Source organism: Bacillus cereus group sp. MYBK195-1 (genome assembly GCF_051916605.1).
GTDB classification, from domain to species: Bacteria; Bacillota; Bacilli; order Bacillales; family Bacillaceae_G; genus Bacillus_A; species Bacillus_A cereus.
On record NZ_JBQAGZ010000014.1, the window covers coordinates 1 to 23,694 of the forward strand.

Genomic DNA, 23,694 nt, shown 5'->3' on the forward strand with positions numbered 1-23,694 from the left:
GCCAGGATCAAACTCTCCAATAAAGTTAGTTTGTCTAGCATCTAAAATAAAAATTGACGTTTCACGTTGTTTGTTTCGTTCAGTTTTCAAAGAACTACTTAGTCGCTCATTTGCGACTTCCTTATGTTAACATCTTCATTTTTCAATGTCAACTAAGTTTTTAAATTTCTTTTTTGTCGTTTTCTGCGTTTTCGCATCAGCGACGGTTATTAATTTACCATATACAAACCGTTAACGTCAACACTTTTTAATAAAAAATTCTTTTTCTTACATAACGAATACATTCTTCTGTGTTAGCTACTCTCCGGAATAAACAGAAAATGATTTTATATCTTTCTTCCATGGCTTTTTTTACAACTTCATGAATACGCTCATCTTCAAAATCAAATAAAAGTTCCTCTAATTCTCTCTTCAATATGTATTCCATTTCTTTTCTTTCTTCTTTTGTCAACATCAGCCCAAGCAAACAATCACCTCAATAATTCCTTACGCAACAATAAACGTTCCGCTCATTTTCAATTATCACAATCCTATCATCCATTATATCCACTACTTACGATATTAATCCTTTGTTCTCTTTTTTATATTTACAGCATATATGTAACTGAAAAGGATTGGACAAAGGGGCGTAATATTATGTTTTTCTTTTTTATTACGAGTAAGAGAAATTTTAAACACATTAGCTTAATAGTGATACTGTCCTTATTTACAGCATGGCTACTCTTTTTAAAAACATATTCACATGAATCTGCTTTTTCAACTGCTACAGGCCCTAAAGTAATTTACAAAGGAGACACCGCTAAAAAGCAAGTTGCATTTACGTTTGATATTAGTTGGGGAGACAAAAAAGCAATTCCAATCCTAGATACTCTTAAAGAAAGAGAAATTAAGAATGCAACATTCTTCCTTTCTGCTGCATGGGCCGAAAGACACCCCGATATTGTAGAGCGAATCATGAAAGACGGACACGAAATTGGTAGTATGGGGTACAATTACACATCCTATACTTCTCTAGAGACAAATGAAATAAGACGAGACCTTTTACGAGCACAAGATGTTTTTACGAAACTTGGTGTAAAACAAGTCAAGCTGTTACGTCCACCTAGTGGCGAATTTAACAAAGCAACCCTTAAAATCGCAGAATCACTTGGATACACCGTCGTGCATTGGAGTAATAATTCAAACGATTGGAAAAACCCAGGTGTAAATAACATCGTTTCCACTGTCTCTAATAATTTGAAAGGTGGAGATATCGTCTTATTACACGCATCCGATTCTGCCCTTCAAACAAATAGAGCTTTACCGCTGCTCCTGCAAAAAATAAAAAGTGATGGATATGAGCAAATATCCGTGTCACAACTTATTTCCAACACAAGTACGAAAAGTGAAGATGTGAAGTAGCTTCTTCCCTACTACTCTTCACGCATAAAAAGCTCTACTACCTTTCAAGAAGGTGGTAGAGCTTTTTTAATCATACCATTTCCAGCATTATAACTGCTGGTGTATAAAACCTCTCTCTATTAAGCTGATTTACTTGTTTTTCCGATTAAACGATGTAATACAAGTAATTGATACGCATTACATAACAATAGCGGTATAACCATTAAATATAGCCAATCTGTATCATTAATCCGAAGCGCCGGTACCCATTCAAGGATTGTTACAACAACCATAAAGAACAGAGCTGGCACAAATGCTTTTTTATTTGTTTCTTTACTTTTTACATAAGCAACAATTGCTCCAAACACAAATAATATTCCAGCAACAAGTATGTTATTCCCTAACGAGACTTCCCCATTTGCAATAAGTACAGATCTTAAATACACAAAATCAAATAATACGAATGCAATAAAGAAGAGCTGGACTGCATTCCATAAAGAAGATGAGCGAAACATCCCTAGTCCAAAACGGTGGATTGTTAAATATGCAAAGAATCCCATTTGACTTATAACACTAAAAATAAATCCTACACCCATCAGCCAGAAAGATACTGCCAAAATCTCCTTACCGTCGAAATTTTGAAAAAATTCATTGTACTTGTCCCACTCCAAAACAAAACCAATAATAACTGTGCTAATCCCACCAAGAAACAACGTCGTTAAAAATAGTCGTACCCACTTGCGGCTATTCACAACACATCCCCCATTATCCTTATATTTCTAATTAAATTGTATCAATGACAATTTCAAAAAGCTAGCCATGTTCATGTATAAATTCCTTAAAGATATTTATATTAAAAAGAGAGAACTGTGCTGAAAGGAGTTCCAACTTATGAAACGGATGCTATTCATTTTCGTTTCTTCTTTTCTACTTATCGCACTTGCAGCATGCGCACAAGGAAAAGAAACGAAATCCGAACTAGATTACGATCAAACAAAGAAAATGATTGTTGATATTTTAAAAACAGATCAAGGTAAGAAAGCTATTCAAGATGTATTAACTGATGAAAAAATGAAACAAGCACTCATACTAGATGAAACAGTAGTAAAGAAAACGATTGAAGATGCCATGGTATCCGATAAAGGGCAACAATTCTGGGAAAAGCTCTTTAAAGATCCTGAGTTCTCATCAAAGTTTGCTAAAAGTATGGGGAAAGAACAAACTCAATTAATGAAAACCTTACTAAAAGACCCTGAATACCAAGCAGGCGTTATAGAAATTATGAAAAATCCTGAAGTAGAAAAAATGATGTTACAAACAATGAAGAGTAAAGAATACCGTCAATATCTACAACAAGTACTAACAGAAACTGCTGAAAGTCCACTCTTCCAAGCCAAGATGATTGATATCATTAGTAAAGGTGTGCAAAAAGCTGAAAAAGGCGGATCTGGTAAGAAAGAAGCAGGCGGTGACGGTGGTTCTCAAGGCGAGAAGAAGGAAGAACAGTAAAAAATAATAACTATAATAACGAGTGAACAATGTATACATTGTTCACTCGTTATTACTTTATCTTACTATTAACAGACAAAATGGACCCCCTCTAGTTAAGCGAAAGGTTTACTAACAACAAAAGCCTTATTGTTGTCAGTAACAGGTGAACCCCACTAATTAAAGTTTCACTTTATTTTTGTGTAACAGCTGTTTTATCAATTACTGTTTCAGCTATTTTACTATAAATAATGCCCGTTGTATGTGTATCTTCATATACTGAAGGAGCAAAGTCTTCTTTATTCCAATCGGGTTGTTGTAGCGGAATTCGACCAAGAACATTCGTTTGTAATTCGGTAGCTAACTTATCTCCCCCGCCTTTTCCAAATACATATTCTTTCTCACCAGTTACCTTACTTTCAAAATATGCCATATTCTCAACAACACCAAGAATACTATGTTCAGTGCGCAATGCCATCGCTCCAGCACGCGCTGCTACAAACGCAGCTGTTGGATGAGGCGTCGTTACAATAATCTCTTTGCAAGATGGCAACATTGAGTGCACATCTAACGCAACATCACCTGTGCCTGGTGGCAAATCTAGTACTAAATAATCTAAATCGCCCCATTCTACTTCTGTGAAGAAGTGGTTTAACATTTTCCCAAGCATAGGTCCTCTCCAAATAACTGGTGCATTATCCTCTACAAAGAAGCCCATTGAGATTACCTTTACACCTAAACGTTCCACCGGAATTATCTTGTCACCTCTTACGATAGGACGTTTTTCTATCCCCATCATGTCTGGCACACTAAAACCGTAAATGTCCGCATCGATAATACCAACTTTTTTTCCTAAACGAGCTAAAGCAACTGCAAGGTTAACCGAAACAGTTGATTTTCCCACGCCACCTTTTCCACTCGCTACCGCTAAGAATGTTGTTTTTGAATTAGGTGACAATAAAGATTCACTTTGCTCTTCTTCTTGTTCCGGTGCAAACTGAGCTAATTCCTCTTCTGTAAATTCTGCAAAACGAAGTCCAACTGTTGCTGCCCCAAGTTCTTTTACTAACTTTACAATTCCAGACTGCAACTGCATTTGTTCCGCTGTACCGGTTTTTACGATTGCAATTTTGACACTCACATGTTCCTTCTCTGGCTTGACTGTTACCTCTTTAATTGCACTTGTTTCTTTTAAAGTTTTATGTAAAAACGGATCTACAATCCCTTCTAACGCTTCAACCACTTGCTCTTTCGTTACCATAATTAGCCCAGCCCCCTGTATGAAAAATAACGTAATGTTAATTGAATTTATCTCTGCTTATTCTTGAAATAAATGCGTTTACATTTCCAGTATAACATATTTTCCGAAAACTTCGTTAACGAGAGAAGCTCAAAAAAATCCTCCTTATTCTGGAGGATTTCCTTTTTCCGTGAAATAACGTAATATACCACGGTATATTGCAGCTGCTACCTTTTGCTGATATTTCTCCGAATTTAACATATACCTTTCGTTCACATTCGATAAAAAGCCAGCTTCAATTAAAGCACCTGGTGTTTTAGAATACTTTAATAAATACACATGCGAAATAGTCTTAGCAGAACGATTCGTGTTCTCTAAACTTGTTCTCAATTCAGCCTGTATAAATTTTGCAGCACGTTCATTTTCAATTGAAGAGCGGTAATAGAACGTTTGTGCGCCTTTCGATCCACTACTAGTTAAAGCATTTAAATGAATACTTGCAAAAAAGTCTACATCAGGTTTATTGATGATTTCTACACGTTTTTTTAAATCCTCTGCTTTACGTCTGCTATATGACTTTGTATCTTTGTTAGCTAAATCATAATCTCCCTCACGCGTTAAAATGACTAGTGCACCTTGTTCTTGTAAATAGTCTTGTACCTTTTTTGTAATTTCAAGCGTAATATCCTTTTCTATAATATCCTTTCCACCAACAGCCCCTCCATCTGGTCCACCATGCCCAGCATCTAATACGATTACTTTCCCTGATAAGGGTAAATTCCAAGCACGCCACGATTTTGTAATTTGAAATTCTTGTTTGACTAAAAAAAACAATACAACCGCAGCGAGTGCAAAAGAGATAATTCGAATTCTCTTCATACCTTTCCTCCTCCAGCTAGTCCCTCTAATTACTTATATGGGACAAGAGGAAAGTTTATGCTTGTCTTAATGAAGCTTTAATCGATATCTTCTTTCACCTTTTTCATACCCTTCTTGCCACCACAATCCTATAAACTGCTGACAAGATTCAAAAAGTAATTCCTCATCTTTCAACTTTATTTCTCGCATAGTCATACTCGTTAAAAATTGAAATAGCGTTTCAGTTAATTGTTGTTCTTCTTCTAAAGCTCTATATTTCACATCAAAAAACGATTCACCATAATAACCAAATTTACTATATCTCGCTCCTAATAAATAAGATTCTATCCCTAATTCAATACAGTAATCTTCATATTGACGATGAAGCTCTTGCATTTGAAAGGCATCACGAATATTTGAACGCAATGTTTTTAATGATAATTCCCGCAACATCTTCCGCTCGTATTTTAACTGCTTTTCTTTTTGTTTTTCTTGTAAGCTGACAATGACATTCATAGTACTTATAAACCTCCCTAATACGTATTAGTCTAAACTTCTAAAGAAGAAGCATACGCGTGGCGGTAGCACTAAAATATTCCAAGCTATAAAAATTGCAAAAGAGGAATGAAACATAAAAAAACCCCAACCAAAATGGTTGGGGTTTGTAGTTCGCAAAAATTAACGTTTTGAGAACTGAGGTGCACGACGTGCGCCTTTAAGACCGTATTTTTTACGCTCTTTCATACGTGCGTCACGAGTTAATAGACCTGCACGTTTTAGTGTTAGACGGTATTCTGGATCAGCTTTTAATAAAGCGCGAGAAATACCGTGACGAATAGCACCAGCTTGACCAGTGTATCCACCACCATTTACGTTTACAAGTACATCGTAGTTACCTAAAGTTTCTGTTGCAACTAGAGGTTGTTTCACTACTTCACGTAATGCAGCAAATGGGATATAGTTTTCAAAATCACGACCGTTAATGATAACGCGTCCTTCGCCTGGAACTAGGCGTACGCGCGCTACTGAACTCTTACGACGTCCAGTGCCATAGTATTGAACCTGTGCCAAAGTAAGCCCTCCTTTAATTAATTATCCGCGAAGTTCGTAAACTTCTGGTTTTTGTGCTTGGTGTGGATGCTCTGCTCCAGCATACACGTTAAGTTTCTTAGAAACTTGACGGCCTAAGCGTCCTTTTGGAAGCATGCCTTTAATTGCAAGCTCTAACATTTGTACAGGGTAGTTTGTACGCATTTCAAGAGCTGTTCTTTGCTTAAGTCCACCTGGGTGGTTAGTGTGACGGTAGTAAATTTTATCGTTTAATTTATTACCTGTTAAATGAATTTTCTCAGCGTTAATAATAATTACATGATCACCCGTGTCAACGTGTGGTGTAAATGTAGGTTTGTTTTTACCACGTAAAATGGATGCTACTTCACTAGCAAGGCGACCTAAAGTTTGACCTTCAGCATCAACCACATACCATTTACGCTCAACTTCGTTAGCTTTTGCCATAAAAGTCGTACGCATGTGTTTCCCTCCTCGTTATCTTTTCCATAGAAAAAATCTATTGTTTATCTTAAACACGATTTCCTTCCGGGGCTAATCGTGGTTTTAGAAACAATACCATATGTTATGATATACTTTTGAGTTTCTAATGTCAAGCAAATGTTACACCAGGATTAGTTGTTATAGTTTACCTCCCATAAGTAAAGCCCATGACCTGGAGCCATCTTTCCAGCAAACTGACGATTTTGTTTCGCTAAAATCTCTGGAATGCTATCAGGATCAAGCTTTCCTTGCCCTACGCTAAGTAACGTACCAACAATAATTCTGACCATATTATATAAAAATCCATTACCTACAAAACGAAAAATTATTTCATCATCTTGTTCAATTAACTCGATTTCATAAATTGTTCGCACTTTATCTTTTTTGTCAGTTTTTGCCGAACAAAAAGAAGTGAAATCATGCGTTCCAATAAAATAAGGAATTGCTTTTCTTATAGAGTTGATTTCGAGCGGGTATGGATATTGATATACGTAATTTCTACGGAATACATCCGCAGTCTTTGATAATAATACACGATAACGATATTCTTTTTTCTCAACACCGTAACGTGCATGAAATTCTTCTGTTTTTTTCTCTACTTGCCTAATAACAATATCATCTGGCAACATTGTGTTTAAAGCATTACTCCATTGCCACTCTTCAAGAGACAAAGGAGTATCAAAGTGTATTACTTGTCCTTTTGCATGAACTGTAGAATCTGTTCTACCAGATGCCTGAACACGAACAAGTTCTCCCTTATGCAATTTCTGCAATGCTTTTTCTATCTCCTGTTGAACAGTACGATGGTTCGGCTGAATTTGATAACCACAAAAATGCATGCCATCATATGCAACCGTACATTTTATTCTATCCATTTCTCTATTCTCCATTACGATCGCACCCATGCCAAAATACAAGCTAAACAAAATAAGCTGACAATCGTTACTGTATCGCTTGTTTTCCAGCGTAGTTGCCTAAATTTAGTACGTCCTTCACCACTTTGATATCCACGAGCTTCCATCGCAATGGCTAAGTCCTCTGCACGCTTAAAAGCACTGATAAACAGAGGAACGAGCAGTGAAATAATAGCTTTCATTCTATCTTTTATCGGTCCCCCGGCAAAATCAATACCACGTGACGCTTGTGCTTTCATTATTTTACTCGTTTCATCCATTAATGTCGGGATAAAACGAAGAGAAATTGACATCATTAATGCGATTTCATGAACAGGAACCTTTATACGCTTCAACGGCTTTAATAACGTCTCCAAACCATCTGTAATTTCAATAGGTGTCGTCGTTAACGTTAATAATGTCGTCATTAAAATAATAACGAAGAATCGTACAGAAATGTATATCCCTTGCTCTAATCCTTTTTCATATATCGAAAACCAACCAAGCTGGAATAGTACATCCCCCTCTTTATTTGTAAAAATATGCAGGAAAAATGTAAAAAGAAAAATCCATAAAATTGGTTTTAAGCCCGAAAGTACATAACGAATCGGCACTTTTGCAAAAAATAAAGCAATGAGTGCATATAAAAATAAAAATCCATATGAAATCGCATTATTTGCTAAGAAAACAACAAATACATATAAAAAGACAATCAGCAGCTTCGTACGTGGATCAAGTTGATGAATAAGTGAATTCCCCGGGATATATCTCCCAATAATCAACTGCTGCATGATTCATGACCACCTTTTCGTAACACCTGCACAACTTCATGAGTAAGATCCTCTAAAGATAAGGTAGCCTTTGGAATTGAAATACCAAACTTCTCTTCAATTGCACGTTTATACTTTAATGACATAGGAAGATCCACACCAATTTTCTCTAGTTCATCAGCATGTGAAAATACTTCCTCTGCACTTCCTTGCAAAAAGACCGTTCCTTTATGCATAACTACAATCTGCTCCGCATACTGAGCAGCATCCTCCATATTATGCGTTACAAGGATAACTGTAAGACCCTTCTCCTTGTGCAGCTTATAAAACATCTCCATAAGTTCGTTCTGCCCTTTTGGATCTAGTCCTGCTGTAGGTTCATCTAATACAAGCACTTCAGGTTCCATCGCCAGTACACCCGCTATAGCAACACGTCTCATTTGTCCACCACTTAATTCGAACGGAGAACGTGTTAACAGTTCCGGTTCTAGCCCTACAAGTTCAATTGCCTTTCTAGCCTTTTGCCTTGCTTCGTCTACAGATACTCCAAAATTAGTAGGGCCGAAACAAATATCTTTCTCCACAGTCTCTTCAAACAACTGATGTTCTGGGAATTGAAAGACAACCCCTACTTTTTTACGTAGTGGCTTTAGCTTTTTTTCTTTCTTTCCTGCCGAAATCAAATGTTCACCAATTTGAACTGTACCATTTGTCGGCTGCAATAAACCATTTAAATGTTGAATCATCGTCGACTTACCTGAACCAGTATGACCGATAATGGCATAATAGCCCCCACTTGGAAACGACACGTCTACATCATAAAGTGCGCGTCTTTCAAATGGAGTTTTATATTGATAACGATGCTCTACTTTTTGGAATGTAATCTCCAAAGTTCGTTCACCAAGCTTTCCATTGTAAGATGCGTATTTTGCAAGAGAATTTCATTTCTTTTTAATAATTCTGCTATTTTTACTGAAAACGGTACATCTAAGCCAATTTCTTGGAGCATATGAGAGGATTTGAAAATTTTTTCTGGAGTCCCTTCCTCTAATATTTCTCCCTTATTTAAAATAATGACACGATCTGACTGTGCCGCTTCTTCTAAATCGTGCGTAATCGATAACACAGTAATACCTTTTTGAGTAACAAGCTGTCTAACCGTTTCTACTACTTCACGTCTCCCTTGAGGGTCTAACATTGACGTTGCTTCATCTAATATTAAAATAGATGGTTGAAGTGCTAAAACGCCTGCTATTGCCACTCGCTGCTTTTGCCCACCGGATAAGGAATGAGGCTCATCATTAAGAAAATCTTCCATACGGACAAGTTGCAAGGCCTGTTCTAATCTTTCAATCATTTGTTCTCTTGGCATTCCGATATTCTCTAAGCCAAATACAACATCATCTTGCACTGTTGTTCCAACAAATTGATTATCTGGATTTTGAAATACCATTCCAATTTGTTTTCGAACATCCCATACCGTTTCCTCTGATAAAACCATTGTATCATTTATTATAATAGTCCCTGCTTCTGGCAAAAACAAACCATTCAATAATTTTGCAAGTGTAGACTTTCCTGAACCGTTTTGTCCAATAATAGATACCCATTCTCCCTCATATAAGGAAAATGAAACATCTTTTAATGCATAAGTGGCTGCCCCAGGATATTGAAATGATATATTTTTTATCCGAAGTTTCTCTTTTTTCAATAGAAGGCACCCTTTCCTTCGCCAAGTTAGCCTATTTTTATATTTAAAAAAAAGGGCCATGACCAGTTTCTTGAAAAGAACTGTCCTGCCCTTTTAATTATCATTATACTAACTCGATAATTACCATTGGTGCTGCGTCTCCGCGACGTGGACCAATTTTTGCAATACGAGTGTATCCGCCTTGGCGCTCAGCATAGCGTGGAGCTACATCAGCGAATAGTTTTTGAAGTGCATCTTGACCAGTCTCAGCGTTAGCTACTTCATTGCGAATGAAAGCTGCTGCTTGACGACGAGCATGAAGATCTCCGCGTTTACCTAAAGTGATCATTTTTTCCACTACAGAACGAAGTTCTTTTGCACGAGTTTCTGTCGTTTGGATGCGCTCGTTGATAATTAAATCAGTAGCTAAATCACGTAACATAGCTTTACGTTGCGCACTTGTACGGCCTAATTTTCTGTATGCCATTCGTAGTTCCCTCCTTTGTTGATGGGTTTAAATCCTCAGTCGTCTTTACGTAAACCTAAACCTAATTCCTCAAGTTTATGTTTAACTTCTTCTAAGGATTTACGTCCTAAGTTACGAACTTTCATCATATCTTCTTCTGTTTTGTTCGCAAGCTCTTGTACAGTATTAATTCCTGCACGTTTTAGGCAATTATAAGAACGAACAGAAAGGTCTAGTTCTTCGATAGTCATCTCAAGAACTTTCTCTTTTTGATCTTCTTCCTTCTCGACCATAATCTCAGCATTTTGTGCTTCATCAGTTAAACCAACAAAGATATTTAAATGCTCAGTTAAGATTTTGGCACCTAAAGAGATAGCTTCTTTTGGCCCGATGCTTCCATCCGTCCATACATCAAGCGTAAGCTTATCATAATTAGCCACTTGTCCGACACGTGTCTTTTCCACTTGGTAAGTCACACGTGATACCGGAGTATAAATAGAATCAATAGGAATTACTCCTATTGGTTGATCTTCGCTTTTATTTGCATCAGCTGGCGTATACCCACGGCCACGCTTTGCAGTTAAACGCACGCGGAAATGCGCATCTTTTGCTAACGTTGCAATGTGTAAATCTGGATTTAAGATTTCTACATCACTATCGTGAGTAATATCAGCAGCTGTGACAATACCTTCGCCCTGTACATCAATTTCCAACGTCTTCTCTTCTTCAGAGTAGATTTTAAGAGCTAACTTTTTCAAGTTTAAGATGATCGTCGTAACGTCTTCTACTACGCCCTCAACTGTTGAAAATTCATGTAATACGCCATCGATTTGGATAGCAGTAACAGCGGCACCAGGGAGTGAGGATAAAAGAATACGACGTAAGGAGTTACCCAAAGTAGTACCATATCCACGCTCAAGCGGTTCAATTACGAATTTACCATATTTAGCATCTTCGTTAAGTTCAACCGTTTCGATTTTCGGCTTTTCGATTTCAATCATTAACTAAACCCTCCTTCAAAACGTCGAAACCCCGGTTAAACAAAGGTATAACCCCTGTCTAACCGAAAGTCCCCCTTAGGCAGTTCCCGATTGTGCACAACAAGCGATGTTTCTGTACGAAATTTCTCGATAATGCATCATATCCATTATAGACAAAAGGGAAAATTCTATACAGAAAAATTACACACGACGACGTTTTGGTGGACGACATCCATTATGAGGAACTGGAGTAACATCTCTAATTGCTGTTACTTCTAGACCTGCAGCTTGAAGAGCACGAATTGCAGCTTCACGACCAGCACCAGGACCTTTAACAGTAACCTCTAAAGTTTTTAAACCGTGTTCCATTGCAGCTTTAGCAGCAGTTTCAGCAGCCATTTGCGCAGCGAATGGAGTAGATTTACGAGATCCACGGAAACCAAGTGCACCAGCACTAGACCAAGAAAGTGCGTTACCGTGAGTATCTGTAAGTGTTACGATTGTGTTGTTGAAAGTAGAACGAATATGAGCTATACCAGCTTCAATATTCTTTTTCACACGTTTTTTACGAGTGTTTGTTTTACGTGCCATTGTTAGTTCAACCTCCTTTACTTATTATTTCTTTTTATTTGCTACTGTACGACGTGGACCTTTACGTGTACGAGCATTGTTTTTAGAGTTTTGACCACGAACTGGTAAACCACGACGGTGACGAAGACCACGGTAAGAACCGATCTCCATTAGACGTTTGATGTTAAGAGATACTTCACGACGAAGGTCTCCCTCAACTTTAATACGATCGATGATATCACGGATACGTCCTAATTCGTCTTCCGTTAAATCACGAACTCGTGTTTCTTCAGAAATACCTGCTTCAGCAAGAATTTTTTCAGCAGTTGTGCGACCAATGCCGAATACGTAAGTTAAAGAAATAACAACGCGTTTGTCTCGAGGAATATCTACACCTGCGATACGTGCCATTACGAATGCACCTCCTTCTGATTAACCTTGTTTTTGTTTATGTTTAGGGTTTTCACAAATAACCATTACTTTTCCACGTCTACGAATAACTTTACATTTTTCGCAGATTGGTTTAACTGACGGTCTTACTTTCATGTCTCGAACCTCCTTAAAGATTACGGAGTGCTATATTATTTAAAACGGTACGTAATACGACCACGATTTAAATCGTACGGAGATAATTCTACCGTAACTTTGTCTCCTGGTAAAATACGAATGAAGTTCATACGGATTTTACCAGAAACGTGAGCCAATACGACATGCCCATTCTCTAATTCTACTTTGAACATAGCATTTGGCAACGTTTCAAGAACGGTACCTTCGACTTCAATTACATCATCTTTAGCCATTCAATAGTTCTCCCTTCTTCAAATCAGTAACATTTTACACTGCTCTGAAATCCCGGAGAGCCAGCTACTTATAAAGTGGTAAGGATTTCGTATCCTGCTTCTGTAAGAGCAATCGTGTGCTCAAAATGGGCACACCATTTACCATCTACCGTTACCACTGTCCAGTCATCAGATAGTGTTTTTACATATCGTCTTCCTTGATTCACCATCGGCTCAACACAGATGACCATTCCCGGCTTTAATCTAGGGCCTCTATTTGGTGGACCATAGTGCGGGATTTGAGGGTCCTCATGTAAGTCTTGCCCGATTCCGTGACCAACATACTCCCTAACGATCGAGAATCCATTCTCTTCAGCATGGGTTTGAACCGCATGTGAGATATTTGATAATCTCTCGCCTGGTTTTACTTGTTCTAGACCAAGATACAACGATTTTTCTGTGACATCAAGTAGCTTTTGAACAGATTCAGAAATGTTTCCAACTGGATACGTCCATGCAGAATCTCCATGGTACCCATTGTATTTCGCACCAATATCGATACTGATGATATCGCCCTCTTTGAGCTTGCGCTTCCCTGGAATTCCGTGTACAAGCTCTTCATTTACAGAAGCACATATGCTCCCCGGAAATCCGTTGTATCCTTTAAAAGATGGCGTAGCACCATATTTTTGAATCGTCTTTTCCGCTATTTGATCGAGCTCTTTCGTTGTAATTCCTGGAGTAATGTGCTGTTTCAACTCTTGATGAGTCAAAGCAACGATCCTGCCAGCTTCTCGCATGATTTCTATCTCGCGAGGAGTTTTGCAGATTATCATTACGCTAAGCCTCCGATGAGAACATCGATATCAGCAAATACTTTATTGATATCTTGCTCACCATTAATGCTTTGTAAGTAACCAAGCTCTTCGTAGAAATCAAGCAAAGGTTTTGTTTGCTTAATATTTACATCTAAACGATTTGCTACAGTTTCTTCATTGTCATCAGAGCGTTGATATAATTCGCCACCACATTTATCGCACACATCAGCTTTTGCTGGTGGATTGAATTCTAAGTGGTAAGTCGCACCGCACTCTTTACAAATGCGACGGCCTGTAAGGCGTTTTAATAACAACCCTGAATCCACATTAATGTTTAAAACATAGTCGATTTTTTTGCCAAGATCTTTCATAATTTCTTCAAGAGCTGATGCTTGTGCAACAGTTCGTGGGAAACCGTCTAGTAAGAAACCTCTTACGCAGTCGTCTTGACTTAAACGTTCACGAACGATTCCGATTGTAACTTCATCTGGAACAAGTGCACCTTTATCAATAAAAGATTTTGCTTGTAGACCCATTTCAGTTTCAGCCTTCATAGCTGCACGGAACATGTCTCCTGTTGAAATGTGAGGGATGTTATACTTGGCAACAATCTGTTCGGCTTGTGTACCTTTACCAGCACCAGGAAGCCCCATTAAAATTAAGTTCATCCTTGTTCCCCCTCAGAGTACATGAGCATGTAGGGAAGACAATTCTTCCCACTTACTCACTGCTTGATAAACCCTTTGTAATGGCGTTTTACCAGTTGGCTTTCTAGCTGCTTCATTGTTTCTAAAGCAACGCCGACAACGATTAACATACTCGTTCCACCGATCTGTGCAGACGGAGGAAGATTTCCCAATTTCGTAAAGATAACTGGTAAGATTGCAATCGCTGCTAGGAAAATTGATCCTACAAAGGTCAAACGATACAAGATTTTTGTTAGATATTGTTCCGTATTCTTACCCGGACGAATACCTGGAACATATCCACCTTGCTTGTTTAGATTCTCTGACATTTGCTCTGGATTAACCTGAACAAATGCATAGAAATATGTGAAGGCTACAATGAGCGCAACATATATGATCATTCCCACTGGGTGAGAATAGTTAAAGTTTGCAATAATCCACTGCGATACATCATGTTTCGGGAAGAACTGTGCAATAGTCGGAGGCGTAATTAAGAATGAAACAGCAAAAATTACTGGAATAACACCAGCACTATTTACCTTAAGCGGTAAATGTGTGTTTTGTGCTCCAGCATAACCACCATTTCCTCCTGTTACACGCTTCGCATATTGAATTGGAATCTTTCTAACAGCCTGTTGAATGAAAATAACACCCACAATAACTGCTAGCACAGCTAGTAAAATCAATGCAACTTTAACGATACTCATGAACAATTGATCTCCGATATTTTGAAACTGTTGCTGATACACTTGAGATATAACACTTGGGATCGCTGCGGCAATACCGCCAAAGATAAGGATGGAAATACCATTACCTACACCTTTAGCTGTAATCTGTTCACCTAACCACATTAAAAATGCAGTACCAGCAGTCAGTACCGTAGCAATGTATAAATAAGTGCTCCAACCTGGATTCAAAATTAATTGTCCACCTACCATACCGTTAAAACCGATTGACATACCAAACCCCTGAATAAACGCAAGAACAATTGTAAAGTAACGCGTGAATTGCGTTAATTTACGACGGCCCATTTCACCTTGCTTCGACCATTCCGAAAATTTAGGAACAACATCCATCTGCAATAATTGCACGATGATGGATGCTGTAATATACGGCATGATTCCCATCGCAAAGATGGAGAAGTTTTTCAAGGCTCCACCGCCAAATGTATTTAGAATACCTAAAGCATTTAATTGATCTTGTGCCTTCAGTACGTCTCCATTTGTAAATGGCACGGGGATAAACGTGCCAATCCTGAATACGATTAACATCGCTAAAGTGAATAATATTTTACGTCTTATCTCAGCAACGCGCATAAAGTTGGAGATTGTACGAAACATTAGATCACCTCAACTGATCCGCCAGCTGCTTCAATTGCTTCTTTAGCACTTGAAGAGAACTTGTGCGCTTTAACAGTTAGTTTTTTCTCTACTGCTCCGCTTGCAAGAACTTTAACACCGTCGTTTAACTTGCTGATAACGCCAGTTTCCAGCAATAATTCAGGTGTTACTTCTGTACCATCTTCAAAACGATTTAACGTTGATAAGTTTACAATAGCAAACTCTTTACGGTTAATGTTTGTGAAGCCGCGTTTTGGTAAACGACGGAATAATGGAGTTTGACCACCTTCGAAGCCAAGACGAACACCGCCGCCAGAACGTGCGTTTTGTCCTTTATGACCTTTACCAGCAGTTTTACCGTTACCAGAACCGATACCACGACCGACACGGTTACGTACTTTACGAGAACCTTCTGCAGGTTTTAATTCATGAAGTTTCATTCCCAGGCACCTCCTTATATTAATGAGTTATCCTTAAGCTTCTTTTACAGTTACAAGGTGAGAAACTTTGTTGATCATACCAAGAATAGCAGGAGTTTCTTCCTTAACTACAGTTGAATTCAACTTTTTAAGACCTAAAGCTTCTACCGTCGCACGTTGATCTTGTGGACGACCAATTACACTACGAGTGAGGGTAATTTCTAACTTTTTCGCCATTTGTTTTCCCTCCTTAACCTAGTAGCTCTTCTACAGATTTACCGCGTAATTTTGCAACATCTTCAGCGCGCTTAAGTTCGCTTAATCCGTTCACAGTAGCGCGAATCATGTTGATTGGTGTGTTAGAACCAAGAGATTTCGAAAGAATATCTTGTACACCAGCTAATTCAAGGACCGCACGAACAGGTCCACCAGCAATAACACCAGTACCCTCAGCAGCAGGTTTTAAGAATACTTCACCAGCGCCAAAATGACCGTTGATTGTGTGTGGAATTGTTGTACCAACTAATGGTACAGCGATTAAGTTTTTCTTAGCGTCTTCGATAGCTTTACGGATTGCGTCTGGTACCTCTTGTGCTTTACCAGTACCGAATCCAACATGACCGTTTTTATCGCCAACTACAACTAGTGCAGCAAAGCGGAAACGACGACCACCCTTAACAACTTTCGCGACACGATTTATCGTAACTACACGTTCTTCAAGTTCTAATTTACTTGGGTCAATGCGATGCATCAATTTTCCCTCCTTTGACCATTAAAATTGTAATCCAGCCTCACGAGCAGCCTCAGCTAGAGCTTTAACACGGCCATGGTATAAGTAACCACCGCGATCAAATACTACTTCTTTAACGCCTTTCTCTACAGCACGCTTAGCAACTGATTCTCCAACTTTCGTAGCAGCTTCAATATTGCTAGTACCGTTAAGAGCAAGGTCTTTATCAAGAGTAGATGCACTTACTAACGTTACACCATTCACATCATCAATAACTTGAGCGTAAATATGTTGGTTAGAACGGAACACGTTTAAACGTGGACGCTCTGCAGTACCAGTAAGTTTAGCACGTACACGTGCATGTCTTTTCTTACGAGTCGCATTTTTATCAGCTTTAGTGATCATTCTTGTCACTCCTTTCTCTCACCTAACGGGTTTACTTAGCAGTTTTACCTTCTTTACGACGAACAACTTCGCCTTCGTAACGAATACCTTTACCTTTGTAAGGCTCAGGAGCACGTACAGCACGGATGTTAGCAGCGAATTCGCCAACACGTTGCTTGTCGATACCTTTAATTACGATCTTAGTTGGTGCAGGTACTTCAACTTCAAGACCTGCTTCCGGAGTCATTTCTACTGGATGAGAATAACCTACGCTTAATACAAGTTTATCACCTTGTTTTTGAGCACGGTAACCAACACCGACTAATTCAAGTCCGCGTGCGAAACCTTCAGTTACACCTTCAACCATGTTTCCGATTAAAGCACGAGTTGTACCGTGTAATGCACGGTGTTCCTTCTGTTCAGATGGACGCTCAACTGTTAATGTATTCTCTTCAATTTTGATAAGCATATCAGCATTGAAAGTACGAGTTAATTCACCTTTAGGGCCTTTTACTGTTACAGTATTGTCTTCTGCAACTGTAATAGTAACACCTGCAGGGATTTCAAGAATCTTTTTACCAATACGAGACATGTGGTCACACCTCCGTTCGTTTTAAATATATATTACCAAACGTATGCTACTACTTCTCCACCAGTTTGTAATTGACGAGCGTCTTTGTCTGTCATTACTCCCTTAGATGTAGAAACAAGAGCGATACCTAATCCGTTAAGTACACGTGGTACTTCGTCAGCTTTAGCGTAAACGCGTAAGCCAGGTTTACTGATACGTTTTAATCCAGTGATTACACGTTCATTGTTTGCACCATATTTCAGGAAAATACGAAGGATACCTTGTTTGTTATCCTCGATGTATTCTACATCACGAATGAAACCTTCACGTTTTAAAAGTTCAGCGATCTCTTTTTTGATTTTAGAAGCAGGAACCTCTAATTTCTCATGACGTACCATGTTCGCATTACGGATGCGAGTAAGCATGTCTGCAATTGGATCTGTCATCACCATGTGTTTTACCTCCTTCCCATTTGTGGGTTTTACCAACTAGCTTTTTTAACACCAGGAATTTGACCTTTATATGCAAGTTCACGGAAACAAATACGGCAAAGTTTAAATTTGCGGTATACAGAATGCGGACGACCGCAGCGTTCGCAACGTGTATACTCTTGTACTTTAAACTTAGGAGTACGCTTTTGTTTCGCTATCATAGATTTTTTAGCCACGTTTTCGCCTCCTCTACTTAGCGTTGGCTTCCATTATTTTTGGAATGGCATACCGAATTGTGTTAAAAGTTCACGAGCTTCTTCATCAGTTTTCGCTGTAGTAACGATTACGATGTCCATACCGCGGACTTTGCTTACTTTATCATAATCAATCTCAGGGAAAATAAGTTGCTCTTTAACACCTAATGTATAGTTTCCACGACCATCGAATGATTTCTTAGAAACACCACGGAAATCACGTACACGTGGTAAAGAAACTGATACTAATTTGTCGAAGAACTCATACATTTGCTCGCCGCGTAAAGTTACTTTCGCACCGATTGGCATACCTTCACGAAGACGGAAACCAGCGATTGATTTTTTAGCACGAGTTACAACAGGTTTTTGACCTGTGATTTGTGTTAATTCTTCTACTGCGTTGTCTAACGCTTTTGAGTTAGATACCGCGTCACCAACACCAGTGTTGATTACGATCTTTTCGATTTTTGGTACCTGCATTACAGATTTATAGTTAAACTTGCTCACTAGAGCAGGAGTAATTTCCTTTTGGAACTTCTCTTTAAGGCGATTCAATGAAGTGACCTCCTTTCTTAAGAAAATTATTTATCTAATAATTCACCAGATTTTTTTGCAATACGAACTTTTTTACCATCTTCTACTTTGAAGCCTACACGAGTAGGTTCACCTGTTTTCGGATCTAAAATCATAACGTTAGAAACGTGAATAGGTGCTTCTTTAGTAATAATTCCACCTTGTGGATTTAATTGAGATGGCTTAGAGTGCTTCTTAACGATATTGACACCCTCAACGATAACACGGTTTTGCTTTGGGAAAGCCACAAGGATAACGCCTTGTTTTCCTTTGTCTTTACCAGTGATTACCTGTACTTTATCACCTTTTTTTACATGCATCTTAATTCTGCACCTCCTTAGCAAGGCAATACCTTAAATTATAGAACTTCTGGAGCTAAAGAAACGATCTTCATGAAGTTGCTATCACGTAATTCACGAGCTACTGGTCCGAAGATACGAGTACCACGTGGGCTCTTATCGTCTTTAATGATAACCGCTGCGTTTTCATCAAATTTGATGTAAGAACCGTCCGGACGACGAGCTCCGCTCTTCGTACGTACCACTACTGCTTTAACAACGTCACCTTTTTTAACAACGCCACCTGGTGTTGCTTGTTTTACCGTAGCAACGATAATGTCACCAATGTTAGCATATTTACGACCAGAGCCGCCTAATACTTTAATTGTTAAAAGTTCACGTGCACCAGAGTTGTCAGCAACTTTCAAACGAGATTCTTGTTGGATCATGTTATGAAACCTCCCTTCGGACTAAAAATTCCGATTCGTCTATTTAGATAATAACCGCTTCTTCAACGATTTCAACTAAACGGAAACGCTTAGTAGCAGAAAGCGGGCGAGTTTCCATGATTTTAACGATATCGCCAAGTTTCGCTTGGTTTTGCTCATCATGGGCTTTGTACTTCTTAGAATACTTAACACGTTTTCCGTACAAGGAATGAGTTTTGTAAGTTTCAACTAAAACTGTAATCGTTTTGTCCATTTTGTCAGACACTACACGACCAGTATAAACTTTGCGTTGGTTACGTTCGCTCACTATGCAAACCTCCCCTCAATTTATCGATTAATTCCGATCTCTCTTTCACGAACTACAGTTTTCATACGAGCAATTGCTTTACGCACTTCACGAATGCGAGTTGGATTCTCTAATTGTCCTGTAGCAAGTTGGAAGCGAAGATTAAACAACTCTTCCTTTAAAGCTTTAACTTTTGTTTCGATTTCGGCAGTGGTTAATTCACGAATATCATTAGTTTTCATTAGATTCACCACCATTTTCTTCACGTTTTACGAATTTACATTTCACAGGTAACTTGTGAGCTGCAAGACGTAATGCTTCGCGTGCTACCTCTTCAGATACACCCGCGATTTCGAACATAATTTTCCCAGGTTTTACTACTGCTACCCAGCCTTCTGGTGCCCCTTTACCGGAACCCATACGTACTTCTAGAGGTTTTGCAGTGTAAGGTTTAGAAGGGAAAATTTTAATCCATACTTTACCGCCACGTTTCATGTAACGAGTCATTGCACGACGAGCAGCTTCGATTTGACGGTTTGTAATCCATGAAGCAGCTTGTGCTTGTAAACCGAATTCACCGAAAGCAATTTCAGTTCCACCTTTAGCACGACCACGCATTTTACCACGATGCTCTCTACGATATTTTACGCGTTTTGGCATTAACATATTATTTTCCTCCTTCCTCAGAAGCTTTCTTTTTTGTAGGAAGGACTTCTCCACGGTAGATCCATACTTTTACGCCTAATTTACCGTATGTTGTATCAGCTTCAACTGCTGCATAGTCAATATCAGCGCGAAGTGTATGAAGTGGAACAGTTCCTTCACTGTAAGATTCTGCACGAGCGATATCAGCTCCGCCAAGACGACCAGAAACCTGTGTTTTAATACCTTTAGCACCTGCACGCATAGCACGTTGAATAACTTGCTTTTGTGCACGACGGAATGATACACGGTTTTCTAATTGACGAGCGATGTTTTCGCCTACTAATTTAGCGTTAAGATCAGCTCTCTTAACTTCTAAAATGTTGATGTGTACACGCTTGCCTGTTAATTGGTTAAGAGCTTTACGAAGTGCTTCAACTTCAGTACCACCTTTACCAATTACCATACCAGGTTTTGCAGTGTGAATTGTAACATTTACACGATTTGCTGCACGTTCGATTTCTACTTTAGCAACAGCAGAATCTTTTAAGCGTACATTAATGTACTCACGGATTTTGATGTCTTCATGTAATAATGTAGCGTAATCTTTCTCAGCGAACCAACGAGATTCCCAGTCACGGATAACGCCGACACGAAGACCAATTGGATTAACCTTTTGACCCATCGATTATCCCTCCTTCTTTTCTGATACCACAACTGTGATGTGGCTTGTGCGTTTGTTAATTTGGCTTGCACGACCCATTGCACGTGGACGGAAACGTTTTAACGTTGGACCTTCGTCAACGAAAACTTTTTCAACAACTAGGTTGTTAATGTCCATCTCATAATTGTGCTCTGCATTTGCGATTGCAGATTTTAAAACTTTTTCTACAACTGGAGAAGCAGTTTTTGGTGTGTGGTTAAGGATAGCAATCGCTTCACCCACTTGCTTACCTCGGATTAAGTCTACTACTAAACGAACTTTACGAGGAGCAATACGAACTGTTCTCGCTACTGCTTTAGCTTGCATTGAAGTGCCTCCTCTCATTATCTTCTAGTTTTCTTATCGTCAGCAAGGTGACCTTTGTACGTACGAGTTGGTGCGAATTCACCTAACTTATGGCCAACCATATCCTCAGTGATGTACACAGGTACGTGTTTACGACCATCATATACAGCGATTGTGTGTCCGATGAACTGAGGGAAGATTGTTGAACGGCGAGACCAAGTTTTAACAACTTGTTTTTGCTCAGATGCAACTAATTTTTCCATTTTGCTCATTAAGTGATCATCGACAAATGGTCCTTTTTTTAAGCTACGAGCCATTTTGGTGCCTCCCTTCGTGATTGGCGTACGGTTCTAGAAATGAACCGTACTACAATCCCATTATTTTTTACGACGACGAACGATGAATTTGTCAGACGCTTTGTTTTTCTTACGAGTCTTGAATCCAAGAGTTGGTTTACCCCATGGAGACATTGGAGACTTACGTCCGATTGGAGAACGTCCTTCACCACCACCGTGTGGGTGATCAACCGGGTTCATTACAGAACCACGAACTGTTGGGCGTTTACCTAACCAGCGAGAGCGACCTGCTTTACCGATTTTGATAAGTTCGTGTTGTTCGTTACCTACTTGACCGATTGAAGCGCGACAAGCAGATAATACAAGGCGTACTTCACCAGAAGTTAAACGTACAAGTACGTATTTACCTTCTTTACCAAGTACTTGAGCAGATGTACCAGCAGAACGAACTAATTGTCCGCCACGACCAGGCTTAAGCTCGATGTTATGAACAACAGTACCTACTGGAATGTTGATTAATGGTAATGCGTTACCGATTTTAATGTCAGCTTCTGGGCCAGACATAACTTCCATACCTACTTCTAAAGATTTAGGAGCAAGAATGTAACGTTTTTCACCGTCAACGTAGTTAATTAATGCGATATTCGCAGAGCGGTTTGGATCGTATTCGATCGTAGCAACGCGTCCTGGAATTCCATCTTTGTTACGCTTAAAGTCGATGATACGGTATTGACGCTTATGTCCGCCACCTTGATGACGTACAGTGATTTTACCTTGGTTATTACGACCAGCCTTCTTGCTTAAAGGAGCAAGTAATGACTTTTCGGGTCTATCAGTCGTGATTTCAGCGAAATCATTCGTAGTCATATTACGACGACCGTTAGTAGTTGGATTATACTTTTTGATTCCCATCTCAATTTCCCTCCTTCTTTAGTAAGAATTAAACGCCTTGGAAGATTTCGATTTCTTTGCTGTCAGCAGTTAGCTTAACGATTGCTTTACGACGACGGCTAGTAAAACCAGCGTGACGACCAACGCGTTTTGCTTTCGGCTTGTAGTTCATGATGTTCACTTTTTCTACTTTAACACCAAAGATCGCTTCAAGAGCATCTTTAACTTCTGTTTTATTAGATTTAACGTCCACATCGAACGTGTATTTTTTTTCAGCCATCATTTCCATAGAACGTTCAGTGATAACTGGGCGCTTAATGATATCACGAGGATCTCTCATTATGCAAGCACCTCCTCTACTTTTTCCACTGCCGCTTTTGTCATGATTAGCTTATCATGATGAAGCACGTCTAAAACGTTTACGCCATCAGCAGTGATTACTGTTACTCCAGGGATATTGCGAGCAGATAACTCTACAGATTCGTTTGCATCAGCAGTTACGATAAGAGCTTTCTTCTCAACAGTTAATCCTTTAAGTACTGCTAGCATATCTTTTGTTTTTGGTGCATTTAACACTAGGTCTTCAAGAACTACAATGTTGTTCTCAACTACTTTAGTAGCTAATGCAGATTTGATTGCTAAACGACGAACTTTCTTAGGAAGTTTGTACGCATAGCTTCTTGGTGTAGGTCCGAATACCGTACCACCACCACGCCATTGAGGAGAGCGGATAGACCCTTGACGAGCACGTCCAGTTCCTTTTTGACGCCATGGTTTACGACCACCACCGCGAACTTCAGAGCGAGTTTTTACTTTGTGTGTACCTTGACGTAAAGATGCACGTTGCATCATTACAGCTTCGAAAAGTACAGCTTCATTTGGTTCGATACCGAAAATAGCTTCAGCTAATTCGATTTCACCAACCTGTGAACCAGTTTGGTTATATACAGTAACTTTTGGCATTGGAATTCCTCC

At 39.1% G+C, this 23,694-nt stretch carries 41 protein-coding genes; 2 read left to right on the forward strand and 39 right to left on the reverse strand.

Annotated features, from left to right (window positions below; all coding sequences use genetic code 11):
- Window positions 1–247: 247 nt before the first annotated feature.
- Window positions 248–466, reverse strand: a complete 219-nt coding sequence (locus tag ACTFRY_RS28590) for a hypothetical protein (RefSeq protein WP_000901147.1) — start codon at window positions 464–466, stop codon at window positions 248–250.
- A 170-nt stretch (window positions 467–636) separates the two neighbouring features.
- Between ACTFRY_RS28590 and pdaB the strand changes: the two genes are divergently transcribed.
- Window positions 637–1,401 carry a polysaccharide deacetylase family sporulation protein PdaB gene (gene pdaB, locus ACTFRY_RS28595; protein ID WP_000464705.1) on the forward strand — a complete coding sequence of 255 codons (765 nt, stop codon included), beginning with the start codon at window positions 637–639 and terminating at the stop codon, window positions 1,399–1,401.
- A gap of 119 nt (window positions 1,402–1,520) precedes the next feature.
- Here pdaB and kbaA read toward each other — a convergent pair whose 3' ends face one another.
- Complete coding sequence (gene kbaA, locus ACTFRY_RS28600) at window positions 1,521–2,132, reverse strand: KinB signaling pathway activation protein KbaA (RefSeq protein ID WP_001088523.1); 612 nt, start codon at window positions 2,130–2,132, stop codon at window positions 1,521–1,523.
- A gap of 139 nt (window positions 2,133–2,271) precedes the next feature.
- On the opposite strand from kbaA, the gene gerD reads away from it, so the two are divergent.
- Entirely contained in the window at window positions 2,272–2,889 is a 618-nt protein-coding gene (gene gerD, locus ACTFRY_RS28605; protein ID WP_000827295.1) for a spore germination lipoprotein GerD, read from the forward strand.
- A 172-nt stretch (window positions 2,890–3,061) separates the two neighbouring features.
- On the opposite strand, the gene ACTFRY_RS28610 is transcribed toward gerD, so the two are convergent.
- The 37 genes from ACTFRY_RS28610 to rplD form a co-directional block, all read right to left on the reverse strand.
- Window positions 3,062–4,129 (reverse strand): Mrp/NBP35 family ATP-binding protein, encoded by a 1,068-nt coding sequence (locus ACTFRY_RS28610; protein WP_000256628.1) that lies wholly within the window; start codon window positions 4,127–4,129, stop codon window positions 3,062–3,064.
- Window positions 4,130–4,273: 144 nt separating this feature from the next.
- Window positions 4,274–4,987: an N-acetylmuramoyl-L-alanine amidase CwlD gene (cwlD, locus tag ACTFRY_RS28615; RefSeq protein ID WP_000822439.1), complete on the reverse strand. Its 714-nt coding sequence runs from the start codon at window positions 4,985–4,987 to the stop codon at window positions 4,274–4,276.
- Between the two features lie 66 nt (window positions 4,988–5,053).
- The gene (locus ACTFRY_RS28620; protein ID WP_001101005.1) at window positions 5,054–5,482 is read right to left on the reverse strand and encodes a DUF2521 family protein; all 429 of its coding nucleotides are present in this window, start codon (window positions 5,480–5,482) and stop codon (window positions 5,054–5,056) included.
- Between the two features lie 162 nt (window positions 5,483–5,644).
- Window positions 5,645–6,037, reverse strand: coding sequence for a 30S ribosomal protein S9 (gene rpsI, locus ACTFRY_RS28625; protein ID WP_000079986.1), 393 nt, complete (start codon window positions 6,035–6,037; stop codon window positions 5,645–5,647).
- A 21-nt stretch (window positions 6,038–6,058) separates the two neighbouring features.
- Window positions 6,059–6,496: a 50S ribosomal protein L13 gene (rplM, locus tag ACTFRY_RS28630; RefSeq protein WP_001260793.1), complete on the reverse strand. Its 438-nt coding sequence runs from the start codon at window positions 6,494–6,496 to the stop codon at window positions 6,059–6,061.
- 152 nt (window positions 6,497–6,648) lie between these two features.
- Window positions 6,649–7,392, reverse strand: coding sequence for a tRNA pseudouridine(38-40) synthase TruA (gene truA / locus ACTFRY_RS28635; RefSeq protein ID WP_002164804.1), 744 nt, complete (start codon window positions 7,390–7,392; stop codon window positions 6,649–6,651).
- A 14-nt stretch (window positions 7,393–7,406) separates the two neighbouring features.
- Entirely contained in the window at window positions 7,407–8,201 is a 795-nt protein-coding gene (locus ACTFRY_RS28640; RefSeq protein WP_001186526.1) for an energy-coupling factor transporter transmembrane component T family protein, read from the reverse strand.
- Window positions 8,189–9,070, reverse strand: coding sequence for an energy-coupling factor ABC transporter ATP-binding protein (locus ACTFRY_RS28645; protein ID WP_000406535.1), 882 nt, complete (start codon window positions 9,068–9,070; stop codon window positions 8,189–8,191). Before ACTFRY_RS28645 ends, ACTFRY_RS28640 begins: the two co-directional genes overlap by 13 nt.
- The gene (locus tag ACTFRY_RS28650) at window positions 9,046–9,888 is read right to left on the reverse strand and encodes an energy-coupling factor ABC transporter ATP-binding protein (protein ID WP_000711765.1); all 843 of its coding nucleotides are present in this window, start codon (window positions 9,886–9,888) and stop codon (window positions 9,046–9,048) included. Before ACTFRY_RS28650 ends, ACTFRY_RS28645 begins: the two co-directional genes overlap by 25 nt.
- A gap of 103 nt (window positions 9,889–9,991) precedes the next feature.
- On the reverse strand, window positions 9,992–10,354 hold the full coding sequence (rplQ, locus tag ACTFRY_RS28655; protein ID WP_000331490.1) for a 50S ribosomal protein L17: 363 nt from the start codon (window positions 10,352–10,354) through the stop codon (window positions 9,992–9,994).
- Window positions 10,355–10,389: 35 nt separating this feature from the next.
- The gene (locus ACTFRY_RS28660) at window positions 10,390–11,334 is read right to left on the reverse strand and encodes a DNA-directed RNA polymerase subunit alpha (RefSeq protein WP_000569643.1); all 945 of its coding nucleotides are present in this window, start codon (window positions 11,332–11,334) and stop codon (window positions 10,390–10,392) included.
- Window positions 11,335–11,514: 180 nt separating this feature from the next.
- A complete protein-coding gene (gene rpsK / locus ACTFRY_RS28665; protein ID WP_000101798.1) occupies window positions 11,515–11,904 on the reverse strand; it encodes a 30S ribosomal protein S11 in 390 nt (129 codons plus the stop codon).
- A gap of 24 nt (window positions 11,905–11,928) precedes the next feature.
- Entirely contained in the window at window positions 11,929–12,294 is a 366-nt protein-coding gene (gene rpsM / locus ACTFRY_RS28670; RefSeq protein ID WP_000090788.1) for a 30S ribosomal protein S13, read from the reverse strand.
- A 21-nt stretch (window positions 12,295–12,315) separates the two neighbouring features.
- The gene (gene rpmJ / locus ACTFRY_RS28675; protein WP_000868344.1) at window positions 12,316–12,429 is read right to left on the reverse strand and encodes a 50S ribosomal protein L36; all 114 of its coding nucleotides are present in this window, start codon (window positions 12,427–12,429) and stop codon (window positions 12,316–12,318) included.
- Window positions 12,430–12,464: 35 nt separating this feature from the next.
- A complete protein-coding gene (gene infA / locus ACTFRY_RS28680) occupies window positions 12,465–12,683 on the reverse strand; it encodes a translation initiation factor IF-1 (RefSeq protein WP_001029884.1) in 219 nt (72 codons plus the stop codon).
- A 68-nt stretch (window positions 12,684–12,751) separates the two neighbouring features.
- The gene (map, locus tag ACTFRY_RS28685; RefSeq protein WP_000582539.1) at window positions 12,752–13,498 is read right to left on the reverse strand and encodes a type I methionyl aminopeptidase; all 747 of its coding nucleotides are present in this window, start codon (window positions 13,496–13,498) and stop codon (window positions 12,752–12,754) included.
- Window positions 13,498–14,148: an adenylate kinase gene (locus ACTFRY_RS28690; RefSeq protein ID WP_001048989.1), complete on the reverse strand. Its 651-nt coding sequence runs from the start codon at window positions 14,146–14,148 to the stop codon at window positions 13,498–13,500. Before ACTFRY_RS28690 ends, map begins: the two co-directional genes overlap by 1 nt.
- A 56-nt stretch (window positions 14,149–14,204) precedes the next feature.
- Window positions 14,205–15,506 carry a preprotein translocase subunit SecY gene (gene secY, locus ACTFRY_RS28695; protein WP_000490117.1) on the reverse strand — a complete coding sequence of 434 codons (1,302 nt, stop codon included), beginning with the start codon at window positions 15,504–15,506 and terminating at the stop codon, window positions 14,205–14,207.
- A complete protein-coding gene (rplO, locus tag ACTFRY_RS28700; RefSeq protein ID WP_000766081.1) occupies window positions 15,506–15,946 on the reverse strand; it encodes a 50S ribosomal protein L15 in 441 nt (146 codons plus the stop codon). Before rplO ends, secY begins: the two co-directional genes overlap by 1 nt.
- Before the next feature lie 33 nt (window positions 15,947–15,979).
- On the reverse strand, window positions 15,980–16,162 hold the full coding sequence (gene rpmD / locus ACTFRY_RS28705) for a 50S ribosomal protein L30 (protein WP_001085234.1): 183 nt from the start codon (window positions 16,160–16,162) through the stop codon (window positions 15,980–15,982).
- A 13-nt stretch (window positions 16,163–16,175) separates the two neighbouring features.
- A complete protein-coding gene (gene rpsE, locus ACTFRY_RS28710; RefSeq protein ID WP_000554646.1) occupies window positions 16,176–16,676 on the reverse strand; it encodes a 30S ribosomal protein S5 in 501 nt (166 codons plus the stop codon).
- 21 nt (window positions 16,677–16,697) lie between these two features.
- Window positions 16,698–17,060 carry a 50S ribosomal protein L18 gene (gene rplR, locus ACTFRY_RS28715; RefSeq protein ID WP_000628816.1) on the reverse strand — a complete coding sequence of 121 codons (363 nt, stop codon included), beginning with the start codon at window positions 17,058–17,060 and terminating at the stop codon, window positions 16,698–16,700.
- A gap of 31 nt (window positions 17,061–17,091) precedes the next feature.
- Window positions 17,092–17,631, reverse strand: coding sequence for a 50S ribosomal protein L6 (rplF, locus tag ACTFRY_RS28720; protein ID WP_000086558.1), 540 nt, complete (start codon window positions 17,629–17,631; stop codon window positions 17,092–17,094).
- Between the two features lie 32 nt (window positions 17,632–17,663).
- Window positions 17,664–18,062, reverse strand: a complete 399-nt coding sequence (gene rpsH / locus ACTFRY_RS28725) for a 30S ribosomal protein S8 (protein ID WP_000245511.1) — start codon at window positions 18,060–18,062, stop codon at window positions 17,664–17,666.
- Window positions 18,063–18,091: 29 nt separating this feature from the next.
- Window positions 18,092–18,277: a 30S ribosomal protein S14 gene (rpsN, locus tag ACTFRY_RS28730; RefSeq protein ID WP_001085700.1), complete on the reverse strand. Its 186-nt coding sequence runs from the start codon at window positions 18,275–18,277 to the stop codon at window positions 18,092–18,094.
- A 33-nt stretch (window positions 18,278–18,310) separates the two neighbouring features.
- Window positions 18,311–18,850 carry a 50S ribosomal protein L5 gene (rplE, locus tag ACTFRY_RS28735; protein ID WP_001080831.1) on the reverse strand — a complete coding sequence of 180 codons (540 nt, stop codon included), beginning with the start codon at window positions 18,848–18,850 and terminating at the stop codon, window positions 18,311–18,313.
- A gap of 26 nt (window positions 18,851–18,876) precedes the next feature.
- On the reverse strand, window positions 18,877–19,188 hold the full coding sequence (gene rplX / locus ACTFRY_RS28740; protein ID WP_000558200.1) for a 50S ribosomal protein L24: 312 nt from the start codon (window positions 19,186–19,188) through the stop codon (window positions 18,877–18,879).
- Window positions 19,189–19,226: 38 nt separating this feature from the next.
- Entirely contained in the window at window positions 19,227–19,595 is a 369-nt protein-coding gene (rplN, locus tag ACTFRY_RS28745) for a 50S ribosomal protein L14 (RefSeq protein WP_000615912.1), read from the reverse strand.
- A 43-nt stretch (window positions 19,596–19,638) separates the two neighbouring features.
- Window positions 19,639–19,902 (reverse strand): 30S ribosomal protein S17, encoded by a 264-nt coding sequence (rpsQ, locus tag ACTFRY_RS28750; protein WP_000004106.1) that lies wholly within the window; start codon window positions 19,900–19,902, stop codon window positions 19,639–19,641.
- A 20-nt stretch (window positions 19,903–19,922) separates the two neighbouring features.
- Window positions 19,923–20,123, reverse strand: coding sequence for a 50S ribosomal protein L29 (gene rpmC / locus ACTFRY_RS28755; protein WP_000855718.1), 201 nt, complete (start codon window positions 20,121–20,123; stop codon window positions 19,923–19,925).
- A complete protein-coding gene (gene rplP / locus ACTFRY_RS28760) occupies window positions 20,113–20,547 on the reverse strand; it encodes a 50S ribosomal protein L16 (protein ID WP_000928969.1) in 435 nt (144 codons plus the stop codon). The genes rpmC and rplP overlap by 11 nt, the downstream gene beginning before the upstream one ends.
- 1 nt (window position 20,548) lies before the next feature.
- Window positions 20,549–21,208, reverse strand: coding sequence for a 30S ribosomal protein S3 (gene rpsC / locus ACTFRY_RS28765; RefSeq protein WP_000529956.1), 660 nt, complete (start codon window positions 21,206–21,208; stop codon window positions 20,549–20,551).
- Window positions 21,209–21,211: 3 nt separating this feature from the next.
- Window positions 21,212–21,553, reverse strand: coding sequence for a 50S ribosomal protein L22 (gene rplV, locus ACTFRY_RS28770; protein ID WP_001148024.1), 342 nt, complete (start codon window positions 21,551–21,553; stop codon window positions 21,212–21,214).
- A gap of 17 nt (window positions 21,554–21,570) precedes the next feature.
- Window positions 21,571–21,849 carry a 30S ribosomal protein S19 gene (gene rpsS / locus ACTFRY_RS28775; protein WP_000124454.1) on the reverse strand — a complete coding sequence of 93 codons (279 nt, stop codon included), beginning with the start codon at window positions 21,847–21,849 and terminating at the stop codon, window positions 21,571–21,573.
- Between the two features lie 60 nt (window positions 21,850–21,909).
- Window positions 21,910–22,740, reverse strand: a complete 831-nt coding sequence (gene rplB, locus ACTFRY_RS28780) for a 50S ribosomal protein L2 (protein ID WP_000511583.1) — start codon at window positions 22,738–22,740, stop codon at window positions 21,910–21,912.
- Window positions 22,741–22,768: 28 nt separating this feature from the next.
- A complete protein-coding gene (gene rplW, locus ACTFRY_RS28785) occupies window positions 22,769–23,059 on the reverse strand; it encodes a 50S ribosomal protein L23 (RefSeq protein WP_001205558.1) in 291 nt (96 codons plus the stop codon).
- Window positions 23,059–23,682: a 50S ribosomal protein L4 gene (rplD, locus tag ACTFRY_RS28790; protein WP_001127258.1), complete on the reverse strand. Its 624-nt coding sequence runs from the start codon at window positions 23,680–23,682 to the stop codon at window positions 23,059–23,061. Before rplD ends, rplW begins: the two co-directional genes overlap by 1 nt.
- Window positions 23,683–23,694: the final 12 nt, after the last annotated feature.